The sequence below is a fragment of the Polynucleobacter sp. MWH-P3-07-1 genome, from assembly GCF_018687555.1.
Lineage (GTDB): Bacteria > Pseudomonadota > Gammaproteobacteria > Burkholderiales > Burkholderiaceae > Polynucleobacter.
The window spans coordinates 1,496,106-1,511,030 of the sequence record NZ_CP061296.1; the positions used below are offsets into that span (position 1 = coordinate 1,496,106).

The 14,925-nt window shown below is 46.3% G+C and carries 14 protein-coding genes; 10 read left to right on the forward strand and 4 right to left on the reverse strand.

From position 1 onward, the window contains the following. Positions 1–2 precede the first annotated feature (2 nt). The gene (locus ICU98_RS07760) at positions 3–734 is read left to right on the forward strand and encodes a 1-acyl-sn-glycerol-3-phosphate acyltransferase (protein WP_215353249.1); all 732 of its coding nucleotides are present in this window, start codon (positions 3–5) and stop codon (positions 732–734) included. On the opposite strand, the gene rsmA is transcribed toward ICU98_RS07760, so the two are convergent. The 4 genes from rsmA to ICU98_RS07780 are packed head-to-tail and all read right to left on the reverse strand — an operon-like array spanning position 731 to position 6,517. Further along, a complete protein-coding gene (gene rsmA / locus ICU98_RS07765; RefSeq protein WP_215351957.1) occupies positions 731–1,519 on the reverse strand; it encodes a 16S rRNA (adenine(1518)-N(6)/adenine(1519)-N(6))-dimethyltransferase RsmA in 789 nt (262 codons plus the stop codon). The two genes, ICU98_RS07760 and rsmA, sit on opposite strands and share 4 nt — an antisense overlap. Continuing rightward, on the reverse strand, positions 1,520–2,524 hold the full coding sequence (gene pdxA, locus ICU98_RS07770; RefSeq protein WP_215351959.1) for a 4-hydroxythreonine-4-phosphate dehydrogenase PdxA: 1,005 nt from the start codon (positions 2,522–2,524) through the stop codon (positions 1,520–1,522). It abuts the gene before it with no gap. Continuing rightward, on the reverse strand, positions 2,502–3,998 hold the full coding sequence (locus ICU98_RS07775; protein WP_251365334.1) for a peptidylprolyl isomerase: 1,497 nt from the start codon (positions 3,996–3,998) through the stop codon (positions 2,502–2,504). The genes pdxA and ICU98_RS07775 overlap by 23 nt, the downstream gene beginning before the upstream one ends. Next, complete coding sequence (locus ICU98_RS07780) at positions 3,995–6,517, reverse strand: LPS-assembly protein LptD (protein WP_215351960.1); 2,523 nt, start codon at positions 6,515–6,517, stop codon at positions 3,995–3,997. Before ICU98_RS07780 ends, ICU98_RS07775 begins: the two co-directional genes overlap by 4 nt. A 32-nt stretch (positions 6,518–6,549) precedes the next feature. Between ICU98_RS07780 and ICU98_RS07785 the strand changes: the two genes are divergently transcribed. The 9 genes from ICU98_RS07785 to ruvA all read left to right on the forward strand — a co-directional run bounded on the left by ICU98_RS07785 (position 6,550) and on the right by ruvA (position 14,919). Further along, positions 6,550–7,542: an aminoglycoside phosphotransferase family protein gene (locus tag ICU98_RS07785; protein ID WP_215351962.1), complete on the forward strand. Its 993-nt coding sequence runs from the start codon at positions 6,550–6,552 to the stop codon at positions 7,540–7,542. Positions 7,543–7,595: 53 nt separating this feature from the next. Next, a complete protein-coding gene (murU, locus tag ICU98_RS07790) occupies positions 7,596–8,261 on the forward strand; it encodes an N-acetylmuramate alpha-1-phosphate uridylyltransferase MurU (RefSeq protein WP_251365335.1) in 666 nt (221 codons plus the stop codon). Continuing rightward, on the forward strand, positions 8,248–9,591 hold the full coding sequence (gene pepP, locus ICU98_RS07795; RefSeq protein ID WP_215351966.1) for a Xaa-Pro aminopeptidase: 1,344 nt from the start codon (positions 8,248–8,250) through the stop codon (positions 9,589–9,591). Before murU ends, pepP begins: the two co-directional genes overlap by 14 nt. 10 nt (positions 9,592–9,601) lie before the next feature. After that, complete coding sequence (locus tag ICU98_RS07800) at positions 9,602–10,759, forward strand: FAD-dependent monooxygenase (RefSeq protein WP_215351968.1); 1,158 nt, start codon at positions 9,602–9,604, stop codon at positions 10,757–10,759. A gap of 138 nt (positions 10,760–10,897) precedes the next feature. Then, entirely contained in the window at positions 10,898–11,914 is a 1,017-nt protein-coding gene (gene dusB, locus ICU98_RS07805; RefSeq protein WP_215351970.1) for a tRNA dihydrouridine synthase DusB, read from the forward strand. A gap of 15 nt (positions 11,915–11,929) precedes the next feature. Next, positions 11,930–12,169, forward strand: a complete 240-nt coding sequence (locus ICU98_RS07810; RefSeq protein ID WP_215351972.1) for a helix-turn-helix domain-containing protein — start codon at positions 11,930–11,932, stop codon at positions 12,167–12,169. Between the two features lie 23 nt (positions 12,170–12,192). Beyond that, complete coding sequence (gene purH / locus ICU98_RS07815; RefSeq protein WP_215351974.1) at positions 12,193–13,776, forward strand: bifunctional phosphoribosylaminoimidazolecarboxamide formyltransferase/IMP cyclohydrolase; 1,584 nt, start codon at positions 12,193–12,195, stop codon at positions 13,774–13,776. Positions 13,777–13,791: 15 nt separating this feature from the next. Further along, positions 13,792–14,319, forward strand: coding sequence for a crossover junction endodeoxyribonuclease RuvC (gene ruvC / locus ICU98_RS07820; protein WP_215351976.1), 528 nt, complete (start codon positions 13,792–13,794; stop codon positions 14,317–14,319). An 18-nt stretch (positions 14,320–14,337) separates the two neighbouring features. Beyond that, positions 14,338–14,919 (forward strand): Holliday junction branch migration protein RuvA, encoded by a 582-nt coding sequence (gene ruvA / locus ICU98_RS07825; RefSeq protein ID WP_215351978.1) that lies wholly within the window; start codon positions 14,338–14,340, stop codon positions 14,917–14,919. Positions 14,920–14,925: the final 6 nt, after the last annotated feature.

Sequence of the window (14,925 nt, forward strand, 5' to 3'; positions counted from 1 at the left end):
TGATGACATTCGTACGCTCAACCCTTTTCACCCTCTTCTTGCTGGTCTTTACGCCGATTTGGTCGGTACTGTGTATGCTGGCTTTTCCTTTTCTCAACCCAGAGAATCGCTATCGCTTTATTGGGCTATGGAATAAGGTGGTCATATACGTTCTGAAGCATCTCTGTGGCATTCGTTTTGAGATTCGGGGCATGGAAAATATGCTGGCTGTACTGGATCAACCGGTCGTCGTTCTCAGCAAACACCAATCTGCTTATGAGACGATCGCTTACATTGCCTTGCTGCCTAAACAACTGTGTTTTGTATTTAAGCGTGAGCTCTTGTGGATTCCATTTTTTGGCTGGGCCTTGGCTCTACTCAAAATGATCCACATTAATCGAGCTAGTAAAGAAACGGCAGCACTTTCTGTTGCAAGCCAAGGCCGCAAACGCCTAAGTGAAGGCAAATGGATTTTGATGTTCCCTGAGGGTACTAGAACCCCCGTTGGCTCTCATAAGCCCTATCGCAAAGGCGGAGCTCGTCTTGCTAGTGCCACTGGTGCCATCGTGATTCCGATTGCCCATAATGCCGGGCACTTCTGGCCACGCAATAGCTTCATGAAATACCCAGGTACCGTCATCTTCTCAATTGGCCCCGCGCTTGCTTCTGCAGGAAAATCTGGTGACCAACTCCATCAAGAAGTTGAAGGCTGGATTGAAGCAGAGATGAGAAAAATAGATCCGAGCGCTTACTAAGCTGAGATTCCATTGGCTAATAATTTAGCCCATGCAATATAACGATCTACCGAAATATCCTGCGCTCTAGCTTTGAGCTCATGCTCACCCAGACTTAAACGATCGGCATAGGCTTGTAGATTGGTCCGCAACATTTTACGTCTCTGAGCAAAGGCTGCTGCGACCACTTTTTCAAGAGCGCTCCACTCCTGAGAACTTAAGTCAAAATCTGTACGGGGAATCATTCTGACTACCGCAGAATTTACCTTGGGCTGCGGATCAAAAGCTTCGGGTGGAACCTCTAATACCTGCTCCATATGATAACGAGCCTGCAGCATGACAGAGAGCCGACTAAAGTCAGAGCTTCCTGCTGGTGCAACCATTCTTTCTACCACCTCTGCTTGCAACATAAATACTTGCTCATGAATCTGGCTGGCTGCTGATACCAAATGAAATAGGAGTGGTGAAGAGATGTTGTAAGGTAGATTACCTACGACCTTACATTGACCCTGATGGGTGCCTCGCTGTTTTGCCCATTCAGAAAAATCAAACTGAAGTGCATCGCCCTCGATAACATTGAGCCCTGGTAAATTTTCTTGTCTCCAGTACGCAACGAGGTCTCGATCGATCTCTAGAAGATCTAGATGATCTAGATTAGCTAATAAGGGGCGAGTTAACGCACCTAAGCCGGGTCCGATTTCAATGATGTGCGAATCTGCAGCAGGATGAATCAGAGCGACGATGGCATGAATAATCCCGTTATCCTGCAAGAAATTTTGGCCAAATCGTTTTCGGGCGCGATGCATCTATACCAAGCTATTGTGATGCAGTGCTAATGAGTAGGCCAACCGTAGTGCCTCTAGCATGCTGCGGTGATCAGCTAGGCCTTTTCCAGCAATATCAAGAGCCGTACCATGATCTACTGAAGTACGAATCATAGGCAAGCCCAATGTAACGTTGACACCACTGCCGAAACTGACAAATTTAAATGGTGCCAAACCTTGATCGTGATACATAGCCAAGAAGGCATCTGTTTTATTCAGGGCCCGAACATCAAACATCGTGTCGCCCGGATAAGGGCCCGATACCGCGATCCCTGCATCACGCGCTAAATGAATTGCAGGAATAATCTGATCAACCTCTTCCCTGCCAAGATAGCCAGATTCTCCAGCATGGGGATTCAATCCAGCAACCCGTATTCGAGGGTTTGCAATACCAAATTTAGAACGTAAATCATGCTCAATAATTTGAATCGTTTCAAAAAGAGTATTACAGCTTAAAGCAGCCGAAACCTCCTTTAAGGGTAGGTGGGTTGTTGCTAGAGCGACTCTTAACTGCTGAGCAGTGTGCATACCCAAAATACCAGCCTGAAGTTCAGTGCAGAGCATCATCACGACATGCTTCACACCGCAACGCTCTGCCAGATACTCAGTGTGGCCTGTAAAGGGGGTTCCCGCGAGATTGATGACGCTTTTTTGAAGAGGCGCAGTCACCATCGCATCAAACCGACCCTGCAAACAACTATCGATTGCGAAATCTAGGGTGTTTAAGACATAGGGGGCATTTGCAGGATTTAACTCACCATATTTAACCGGCTCAATCAACGGTACATGGTGAATGTGCAAACGCTCCCGTATTTTCGAATCCACCGAATATGAAGCCGACAAAAGATCGCTACACCCCACTAGGGTAATTTCAAGATCAGTTTGCTCTTTTAAAAATTGGACAGCAGCAGCCAAGGAAACCTCGGGGCCGATGCCTGAGGGCTCTCCTGTGGTAACAGCTAATTTAACGATTGCCGATGGCTGCATCTTCGACGTTTAAAATTTTCACCGTTGCAGAATCACGCAGCTGTCGAAGCCAATCTTGATAAGCCTGCTCAAATTTTCTCTGACGAATAGATGCTTTAGCAAGATCGCGTTGCTTTTCTACCGTAAGCTCAGCCTGGCGGCGATCCAAAACTTGAATTAAATGCCAACCAAATTGAGATTTAACCGGAGGGCTAACTTCGCCAATCTGCAAACGATTCATGGCCTGCTCAAACTCAGGCACTAAATCACCAGGACTCATCCAGCCTAGATTACCGCCATTTGTAGCAGATCCATCTTCAGAATATTTTTTAGCAAGTTCACCAAAATCTGCTGTTTTAGCAACAACCTGAGCGCGATAGCCTGCTAAACGCCTTTCTGCATCCTGATCACTTAAGCCTTCACGATTCTTAAGCAAAATGTGGCGAGATAGAGTTTGGGTAATCATAATATTTTGGGGCGCATTTGAAGTGACCACCTCTTGAACTGGGGCCTGTTGAGCTTGCGATCCTCCTGTAGCAGATCGTCGATCAAGAACTTTTAGAACATGGTATCCCGCAGGGCTCTTCACTACATTATTCGCAAGCTGGCCACCACCAATATTTCTGATGGCCTCATAAAACAGTTGAGGCAATCGATCTGGGGTTCGATATCCAAGCTCTTGAAATTTAATCTTCGGATTTTCTTTGGAAGCCATTTCACCAAGTTTAAGAAAATCAACATCACCCCGAGCATCACGCAATAGACTTTCTGCTTTTTTCTTCGCCTCTGCCTGAGTGCCAGCTCCTGCATTGGGGTCTACTGGGATAAATATTTGAGCAACATCAATTTCTTCTGCACTACCAGAAGCCCCGGGTGAGCTTGGTGCAGGTTTTAAAGAGCCCCCTTTAGCAATTGACTGCTCAGCAATAAAGTTATCAATCTCAGCATCCGATATCTTAATCTTAGCCTCAACTTCACGCTCGCGATAACGACTCATCACTATGTCATTTCGCAACATTTCCTTGTAGCGCGAAAAACTCACACCTGAAGCAACTATTTTTGACCTTAAATCATCTAAAGTCATTTTATTTCTGACAGCAATGTCATTCACAATTTTATTAAGCTCTTTATCACTTACGATTACTCCATCTTGTTGAGCCTCTTGTAACTGAATCTTTTCGATAATTAAACGATCCAAAATTGCTTTGCGCAAAGCGACTCCATCGCCAGGAAGTTTTGCACCTTGTTTTTGCAGGGTAACAATTCGATCATCAATCTCCTTACGCGTAATAAATCCAGTATTGACAACTGCAGCAACGCCATCGATATCACGAACTTTACTATCTGAGCTGAATGAATTTGTTGTGTCGCTGATTGAATTAGTTTTTTTAGAGCTAGTGGAATTTTGCGCGCCAGAAGAAATTGATAGCAAAGTAAGCCCTGCGAGTACCGCACCTGAGAGGATTTTTTTGAGGTTATTTCTTAAATGCATCATTGATAATTCTCATATATTGAAGGTGGCACAGGCTTCGAAGTTGGCAAATATCCAGGAACATTTAACTTCATGATATCAACTGGGTTACTACCTGCACTAGCAAAACCCCTAAACTCCACCTGGAAGAGCACTTGGGTGGTCATGAGTTGCGAAGTATTCACTACCTGAGAGTACGCGCCTCGAAAGGTCCAGCAATCTCGGGTCCACTCTAGTGCCGCTAAGGAATTCAAGGTTTTACCTGCTAAGGCATCGTAACCCCAGCGCCCCAATACAGAGACCTCACGGGTGAGCGGCCATTGTCCAGAAATATTGTATTGGTTGGTTGTTGTTGTACCTGGTGCCGCAGCTTGGTTATTCTGAGTAGAGGCTATAACAGGTGGGGTATATACGTTTCGGTAGCCGATATTTAAACTTCTGCCCGGCGTAGGGCGCCAACTAGTTCCAGCAGTAGTTTGAACAAACTGATTTAGCTGAGCGTTGTAGTCTCCAAACGCATCAACACTGAGATTACCAAGCAATCTAACGGATGCAGAGCCTAGGGTATCTTGGTATGTTGAAGGATTGGCAATTGTGCCATTCAAGCCTACCCGTTGTGCCGTGAATTGCTGACGTTGCGCAAGTGTTACCGAAGCTCTTTCAGCGCCTGTATTCGCCTCAATCATGCGGCTCGTCACACCCCCAGTCAATTTATTGTTATCAGCAATACGGTCGTTACCAATAAAATTATTCTCACTAAAAACTTGAATCAGGCCAAAGCCACCATCTGCAGTATCAAACAGGGGTGTATTGGTCTGATCCTGATATGGCGTGTATACGTAAAATGCACGTGGCTCCATGGTTAGCAGCATATCTCTGCCAAAAAAACTTTTTAGCTCCGCCGCATCGCGTTCGTAAGCTACGCCAGAGTCCAAACTAAAGGTAGGCAGCACAAAGCCTTGAGCGGGCGCTACAGTACTGTTGTTAAAAGCAGTCGCGTTATAGGTATTAGATTGAAAACTGACTTTCGGCGTGATGTAGTAACCAGGAGTAACCTGGGGTAACGCCATAGCCCCCTTGACAACCGTTCTATCAGCCTGACTATATACACCAGGAGCAGTAGCAGCTAAATTCCCACCAATGTTGTATGCAAAGCGTGTGTAATCCGTAGAAAAGGTTGTGGCAGGGCCGCTAGGTAAGGTCACATATTTACCACTGACATCAGAAGCAGTTGGCGTGAGTCGATTATTGTAGGCAGCAGTGATGTTCGGCATGATGTTGTACGGTGATTGAACAGTTACCGTTGGATCTGGCTGTAAAGTTTGAAATGTTAGGGCGCGCGCTGATACATTCCAGTTACTCAAGCTATCGGTGAGCTGTTTATTAGTTCCGACTTCTTGACGAAACTGGCTTGTAACGGCTCCAGCAATACTTTGTGAAAAGTCTGTTGGATATAAATTATCTGAAACACGTGCGATATTGGCATAACCAGTCCAAGCCCCTGGAATCGGAATTCCATTTTGACTTAGAGCGCCATTAAAATTTTCTCGCTGTTGCCAGTCATAGCGCCAGCGGTTAGTTCCCGTTTTCCGATCGTAAGGTAAATAATCACCCCCCAATGTGCCAATATCATTTTTATCCAAGAAACGATACTGAGCTCCTAATTGAGTTCCGCGCTGTCCCATTACCCTCGGTAGCAATAAAAGATCTCGATTGGGAGCGATATTGACGTAATACGGCTGCGTGACATCAATACCATTATTAGAGTTATACCCAGCGACTGGAGCCAATAAACCAGAACGCCGCTGGCCAGAAGTGGGAACAGAGAAATACGGCACATAGGCAATTGGTACATCAAAGAATCGCATCACCCCGTTAGTACCAGTCATTTCTTTCTGTTCATTATCGATTTCAATTTTGCTGGCCGTGAAATACCAATCGAGATTTTCTGGATTACAGGTTGTATAGGTTGCGTTATCAAACACAAATACATCGGCGCTTTGGACTGTTAGTTTTTTTGCATTTCCATTTGCATGGGAATCACGCAACTCATAATTCGGCGTTTCCATCTCACCCTCACGGGCATCGACATTAAAGCGTGCAGTAGGCCCCTTAAAGGCAGTGTTTCCTTTAATTAATTCGGCATTGCCAATTAATGTCGCCACATCACTATCCGGGTCGTAAGAAATTTCATCGGCTTTCATGACGGCGCCATTACGACGGATTTGTGCGCGACCAATCAAATGCATATCTCGATCAACTAATCCATTAATCGCATCGCTTGATGTAAAAGTTAAAGCCTTGCCATCTGTAATAGGCTTGCCTACACGCAATTGATCATCCAATTTCAAAACCGTTACATCGCCTCGATCAGGAATTAAAATAGAGCCTACGGATGATTGAGAATTGAGGGGTAATGGAGCGGGGGCCTGGGCAATCGAATGAGTAGCCAGCCCAAGCAAACCTAACCCCATCAAAACGCGCAGGATTAGCTTACTAAAAAGAGGGGCGCAAAGGCCGGCGCGACGGCGATAATGACTCATGGATCTTGACCCGCCTTATTATACGAATCGACATGACCGACATACGCTTAGACACCCTGCGCAAATGGCTAAAAGGCCTAGAGCCTAGCTGGCAATTAGACCTTGCCAGTTTGGCACCGGCTTCTGCTGATGCCAGTTTTCGGAGGTATTTCCGAATTGCGTCCAAAACCCCTCATTTTGAGACTTTGATCGTCATGGATGCCCCGCCTGAACATGAACCCTTAGACGACTTTATTCAGGTTGACCTATTACTTGAAAATGCGGGTCTTAATGTCCCCAAAATCCTGGAAAAGAATATCGCTGAGGGCTTTCTTTTGCTCAACGATTTGGGTAGAAAAACCTATCTCGCAGAACTCAATCCTGACGCAGCAAACTGGCTTTATGAAGATGCAACTCAGGCATTGATCAAAATGCAATTAGCCAGTAAACCAGATGTACTTCCAAACTATGATGCCACTCTTTTACTGCGCGAGCTCCAACTCTTTCCAGAGTGGTATTTAAATAAGCATCTTGGTATTCAATTGGATTTAAAACAAGAACAGCTCATCCAAGAGGCTTTTGATCACATCATTCAAAATAATCTAGCGCAAGCCAAAGTCTATGTTCATCGCGACTACCATTCACGTAATTTGATGGTTACAGAACAAAACAATCCGGGCGTGATTGACTTTCAAGATGCAGTGTATGGCCCAATTACTTACGATGCTGCATCGCTTTGGCGTGATGCCTATATTGCATGGCCTGAAGAGAACGTCATAGACTGGGTTATTCGTTTTTGGGAAGCCGGAAGAAAGGCTGGACTTGCAATGCCAGATGATTTTGGTGAGTTTTATCGCGATTTCGAATGGATGGGACTGCAACGTCATCTCAAAATCTTAGGTATCTTTGCAAGGCTATTTCATCGCGATGGCAAAGATGCTTATCTAAAAGATATTCCCCTCGTCTTGGAATACGCGATTGCAACAGCCAATCGCTATATCGAGCTAAGACCACTTGCTCGTCTTTTGGAATCTACTCGTAGATGAGTCAATTTTCTGCACTTCCGTGTCTTTTGCTTGCTGCGGGTAGAGGTGAACGTATGCGTCCTCTTACAGATGATTTACCTAAGCCATTACTGAAAATTGGTAATCAATCTTTATTAGAAAGACACCTCAACTTACTCAGCAAAGCAGGAATCAAGGAAGTGGTGATTAATCACGCTTGGCTTGGAGAAAAAATTGAAGATGCACTGGGTGACGGGGCTCAATTTGGCTTACATATTGAATATTCTCGGGAAGGCACCGCACTGGAAACTGCGGGTGGCATTCATCAAGCCTTGAAACTGCTCAAACCAAAGGATTATTTGCTAGTCATCAACGGGGATGTTTTCTGCCCCAACTTTCCCATTGAGGCTCTTTTAGAGCAAATTTCCACCTTAAGAGCCAATCCTGCAAAACCTTTGGCCTATCTCGTGATGGTGCCCAATCCGGCCCAGCATCCCAATGGTGACTTTTATCTAAAAGATGGGTTAATTCAAGATAACCTCTCACCCAATGCAGAAAAACTTACCTTCTCAGGGATCGGGATCTATCACTACAGCCTATTTACACATATCCAAAGTGGGGCATCGGCTAAATTAGCCCCCCTTTTGAGAGAGGCCATGGGCAAAAATCAGGTTCTCGGTGAAAAATATCTCGGTCCGTGGCACGATGTCGGTACACCTCAACGCTTAAAAGAACTCAATGCGGCATATGCATCAAGCTGAAATTTACCAATCTCGCAGATTAAAACTCGCAGAACAGATCCAGTCTAAAACTGGGAGCGGTATTGCGATTATTTCAACTGCGCCAGAATTAGCGCGTAATCGGGATAGCGAATTTCCTTATCGCCATGACAGTGATTTCTTTTACCTCACTGGCTTTGATGAGCCAGGAGCAACATTAGTCATCATCGTGCAGGGTAAGTCGGTTGAGTCACACTTATTCTGTCGCCCAAAAGATCTTGAGAGAGAAATTTGGGATGGAATCCGACTGGGGCCAGATGCGGCACCTGAATCGCTGGGACTGGAGTTTGCCTACAGCAACCAAGAGTTAGATACCAAACTCAGTGAATTATTGAGTAGGCATGAAGCAATTTACCTTCGCTTGGCCGAGAATGCGGAATCAGATCGTCGCCTAAGACATTGGATGGAACAAGTACGTAAACAAAGTCGCTCAGGCCTGAATCCACCAACGCAATTGCATGATGTTGATGCGCTGATTCATGAAATGCGCTTATTCAAAGATGCTCATGAAATCGATATCATGAAACAGGCCGCAGCTATTTCAGCACGCGCCCACATTCGGGCGATGCAAACCTGCAAACCCGGCATGCGTGAATACCAACTCGAAGCTGAACTGCTTCACGAATTTCGTTTTCACGGCTCGCAAAGCGTAGCCTATAACAGCATCGTAGCTGCTGGCGAGAATGCTTGCATTCTCCATTACCGAGCTGGCAATGCACAATTGCAGAGCGGCGATTTATGTCTGATTGATGCAGGCTGCGAACTCGATAGTTATGCCTCTGACATTACTCGCACTTTTCCTGTGAATGGAAAATTTACCGGTCCACAGCGGGCTTTGTATGAGATCACTGTGCAAGCTCAAGCAGCAGCGATTGCAGAAACGCGTCCGGGCAATACTTTTATTCAGCCGCATGAAGCTGCTGTCAAAGTATTAACTCAAGGACTGCTGGATGAAAAGCTTCTCAAACTTACTGAATTGGGCTCCCTACAAAATGCCATCGAAACCGGTGCCTATCGTCGCTTTTATATGCACCGCACTTCACATTGGTTGGGAATGGACGTTCATGATGTGGGCTCCTACAGAGAGGCCAGTACCCAAACAGAAAAGCCTTGGCGTATTCTCCAGCCTAATATGACTCTCACTATTGAGCCTGGCCTTTACATCAGGCCGGCAGAAGATATATCCGAAGCCTTTTGGAATATTGGCATCCGGATTGAAGATGATGCCGTTGTCACTGCTTCAGGTTGTGAATTGATTTCTCGTGGAGTGCCCGTTAAGGCCGAAGAAATCGAATCCCTCATGCGCCAGTAATCGCAATCCGATGAAAAACACTGCTTGCGACATTCTGATTTTAGGTGGTGGTCCCGTTGGTCTGGCTTGTGCCGCATGGACTCTGCAAAAGCATCCGGAAGCTCGACTTACTCTCCTCGATCGTAATTCAAGAAACGATCAGGATCTAGGCTCTGCTGATACTAGAGGTATCGCCCTCTCTCATGGTAGCAAGCTTTTACTCGATACGATTGGTGCCTGGCCTACCGATAGCGCACCCATTCATCAAGTGCATGTGTCTCAAGCCGGCCGTTTTGGTCGCGCCTTGATGACTAGAGAAGAGCTCAAGCAAGATGCACTTGGCCATATTGTTCGCTACCGAGATATTCATCTGGCGTTACGCAATGCGCTACGCACTTTACAACAGAATAGTCAAAATTTTTCTTGGGAACATATTGATGCAGCTGGGGTAGCACCAACAATCGAAGCCAATTGCATCGTGCATGCCGAAGGGGGATTATTTAAAACCCAAGATTGGGTTGAATCTGGTCGAGACTATGGCCAAGCTGCTTTAGTTGGCCTAGTTGAAGTGGAAACAGCAACCGCGCATATGGCATGGGAGCGGTTCACCTCAGAGGGCCCCCTAGCACTTCTTCCCAGTCACTATGGCAGTAATATTTTGAATCTTGTCTGGTGCGGCTTTCCTGACTCCACCAAAAAACGGCTTGCCTTAAAGGATGCAGAATTTCTCTCTGCTCTGGAGAGTGAATTTGGCACACGGATTGGGCGCTTTCTTAAGATACAAGATCGTCGCTTTTACGATTTAGGCCTCAATTACCGCAAACAGATTCATCAAGGCAATGCCGTTTGGATCGGCAATGCAGCTCAAACCCTGCACCCGGTTGCAGGACAGGGTTTGAACTTGGGCCTGCGAGACGCCTATCTCCTCTCAGAAAAACTCAGCGGCGTATTTGCCAGATCTGCACAAGGAGCAAGCGCGCAAGCAATCGAGCATGCACTGTCTGAATATGCCCAAAGCCGGCAAGTAGATCGAAAAGCAACGATTGGTCTCACGGATATGATGGCCAGAGTCTTTACTTCACACCTAATCCCCGTTGTACTTGCCAGGGGCCTCGCTTTAACGGCTCTTCAATGGCTTCCACCCGTAAAGACCGCACTTGCCCGTCAAATGATGTTTGGAAGGCGCTAGCAGCCTTTAAAGCAGTTCTATGGTCGTTCAAATACAAGCATTAATTTGCCTAAAATTTAGGCAAATCTAGGGACGCCTGTGCTAAAGTAACACCCTTTCCCATCAGCTCAAACTGCCTTTTTAGCCTCGTCTAAACACATGAAAATCGGTCCTCATCAGCTCGCCAATCAGCTCTTCGTTGCCCCGATGGCAGGAGTGACAGATCGACCTTTTCGTCAGCTCTGTAAAAAACTCGGCGCTGGTTATGCGGTATCCGAAATGATCGCCTCTAATGCGCTCTTGTGGAACAGTGAGAAGACTCAGCGCCGCGCAAACCACAAAGGCGAATTCAAGCCGATTGCGGCGCAGATTGCTGGCGCTGATCCAGCCATGATGGCTGCTGCTGCCAAACTCAACGTAGATCATGGCGCTCAAATCATTGACATTAATATGGGTTGCCCAGCGAAAAAAGTCTGTAATGTTGCTGCTGGCTCTGCCTTATTGAGGGACGAGCCATTGGTGCAACAAATCATTGAAGCGGTAGTCCAGGCTGTTGGAGTTGGTCCTGATGCAGTTCCAGTTACCCTGAAAATTCGGACTGGCTGGGATCGTGAGCATAAAAATGCACTAGCTGTAGCAAAACTGGCAGAGCAGTCTGGCATCTCTATGTTGACCATTCATGGACGTACTCGCGCGGATTTGTATCACGGAGCAGCAGAATACGAAACGATTCAAGCTGTAAAAAGCAGCATTAAGATTCCGGTAGTTGCAAATGGCGACATCACCACCCCAGAAAAAGCCGCTCAAGTTTTAAAACTGACTGGCGCTGATGCCATCATGATTGGTCGTGCTGCGCAGGGGCGCCCTTGGATCTTTAGAGAAATCGCGCACTATCTTGCTACTGGTGAAACCTTGCCAACGCCTGAGATTGCTGAGATTCAAGACATCATGAACGAACACTTGCTCGATCATTACGCTTTTTATGGTGAATACACTGGTCTACGTACTGCGCGAAAGCATATTGGCTGGTATTGCAAGGGTTTGCGTAATTCTCATCACTTTAGACAGAAGATGAATACCGCCGATGATTGCAAGACCCAACTGCAAATGGTTAATGATTTTTTTGATGAAATGAAATCCCATTCTGATCGTCTCCTCTTTTTAGAAGCTGCTTAAATTGGTATTTGATGAATGACTTATAGACAACCTATTACTGAGTGCGTTGAAAAACATTTACAACACTATCTTGATGACCTAAAAGATACGCCTCCGTCAGATATTTACCAAATGGTGCTAGCTGTAGTAGAAAAACCTATGCTAGAGATTGTCATGCGTCACGCAAAAGATAATCAGTCTCTCGCCGCCCAATATCTGGGTATTAACCGTAATACTTTGCATAAAAAATTAATCGAGCACAAGCTCATTAAATAATCTCTTTTCTTTAAATAAAACCTATGATTCGTACTGCACTCCTCTCTGTTTCCGATAAACACGGCATTGTCGATTTTGCTAAAGAGCTTCATGCTCTGGGTATCCAGCTCATCTCTACAGGGGGTACGGCTAAGCTACTTGCTGAAAATAACTTACCCGTAGTTGAGGTCTCCGCATTAACTCACTTTCCGGAAATGCTGGATGGTCGCGTGAAGACCCTTCACCCGATGGTGCATGGTGGTCTTTTAGCCCGCAGAGATTCAAAAGAGCACATGGCCGCCCTGAAAGAGCATGGTATTGGCACGATTGATATGCTGGTCATTAACCTCTACCCCTTTCATCAAACAGTAGCAAAAACAGAATGCAGCTTTGAGGATGCAGTTGAGAATATTGATATAGGCGGCCCAGCAATGTTGCGAGCTGCTGCCAAGAATCATCAAGATGTTACGGTATTGATCTCGCCAAACGACTACGCACCCGTACTCGCAGAAATGAAAGCGAATCAAAATAATGTGTCTTATCAAACCAATTTGGGATTAGCGAAAAAAGTCTTTGCCCATACAGCTCAATATGATGGTGCTATTGCAAATTACCTATCTTCTTTGGGTGATGACTTGAACCATCAGCAACGCTCTTCATACCCAGAGACTCTGCACCTGGCATTCGAGAAGGTCCAGGAGATGCGCTATGGTGAAAATCCTCATCAATCTGCTGCGTTCTATAAAGATCTTCAACCCGTAGATGGTGCCTTAGCAAACTACCGTCAATTGCAGGGCAAAGAACTCTCCTATAACAATATTGCAGATGCAGACGCTGCCTGGGAGTGCGTGAAAAGCTTCTCTACCAGTAATGGTAATAACACTCCCGCCTGCGTCATCATCAAACATGCCAATCCTTGCGGTGTTGCAGTTGCCAGCTCGGCTCTGGAGGCCTATCAAAAAGCGTTTAAGACTGATCCAAGTTCCGCATTTGGTGGAATCATCGCCTTGAATGTACCTTGTGATGGCGCTGCGGCCGAAGCCATCTCTAAACAATTTGTGGAAGTTCTGATTGCGCCCAGCTTTAGCAAAGAAGCCTTAGCGATCTTTGCGGCAAAGCAAAATGTTCGCCTGTTAGAAATCCCACTAGGTACTGGTTTTAATGCTTTTGATTTCAAAAGAGTAGGGGGTGGCTTATTAGTGCAATCTCCTGATGCGAAAAATGTTTTGCAAAATGAAATCAAAGTGGTTAGTCAGAGACAGCCTACGCCGAAAGAGCTCAATGACATGATGTTTGCTTGGCGCGTTGCGAAGTTTGTCAAATCGAATGCAATTGTGTATTGCGCAGACGGCATGACTCTGGGTATTGGCGCTGGCCAGATGAGTCGCGTAGACTCTGCAAGAATGGCAAGCATTAAAGCTGAAAATGCAGGACTGAGCCTCAAAGGATCAGCCGTGGCGAGTGACGCTTTCTTCCCCTTCCGTGATGGTTTGGATGTTGTAGTTAGCGCAGGTGCCAGTTGTGCCATTCAACCAGGCGGTAGCATGCGTGATGAAGAAATCATCGCCGCAGCCAATGAACATGGCATTGCCATGATCTTCACTGGCACTCGACACTTCCGCCATTAAGCACGAGATTACTCAATGCGCTGGATAGGAATTGATCCTGGGTTACGGACAACGGGCTTTGGTGTCATTGATGTTGATGGACAAAAATTGACTTATGTTGCCTCGGGCACCATTGAAAGCGGTGATCCTGCCAAAGGCCTTCCTGAGCGTTTAGGTGCTCTCTATGCTGGATTAATCGAAGTATTGGAGACCTATCGTCCAGAGTCAGCTGCAATTGAAGAGGTCTTTCTGAATGTGAATCCTCGTTCTACTTTAATGTTGGGGCAGGCGCGTGGTGCAGTCATCGCTGCTCTCGTTTCTAAAAAACTCCCTGTAGCTGAGTACAGTGCCCTAAGAGTGAAGCAAGCCATCGTTGGCACAGGGCGTGCTGCCAAGCCCCAGGTTCAAGAAATGGTTAAACGCTTACTCCGACTCAATCGTGCCCCCGGCTCTGATGCCTCGGATGCCTTGGGTGTGGCTATTTGCGCCGCGCATCATGCACAAATACCCAAGGCAATCACCGCTGCACTTGCGTCTAAGAAGCCTCTGAAGCCAAAAGCCTAAACAGGTTAAGATCACCCTATGATTGGTCGTATTCAAGGAACCCTCGTCTCAGTTCACCCACCTCGCCTCCTGGTGGATTGCCAAGGCGTTGGCTATGAAATTGATGTGCCGATGAGCACCCTGTACCAGCTACCCGAAGTGAATCAAAAAATTACTTTACTCACTCACTTTCAAGTGCGTGAAGATGCCCAACAGCTCTTTGGTTTTGCTACTGAAACTGAGCGTGAGGCATTTCGACAACTCATTAAGATCAGCGGTGTTGGCTCTAGAACTGCTTTAGCCATTCTCTCTGGGATGAGCGTCAATGAATTGGCGCAGGCCATCGCACTTCAAGAAGCTGATCGCCTGACCCAAGTTCCTGGTATTGGCAAGAAGACTGCTGAACGACTTTGCTTAGAGCTAAAGGGTAAGCTTGCACCCGATTTAGGAATTGCTAATGGTAAGCCGCAAGCGATTGAGGCAAGCAGCGAGATATTGCAGGCCCTTCTAGCTCTCGGTTACTCAGAAAAAGAAGCACTCTTGACTCTTAAACAAATCCCACCCGACAGCACAGTTTCTGACGGTATTCGGATGGGCTTGAAGTATCTATCTAAAGCTTAAAGCACT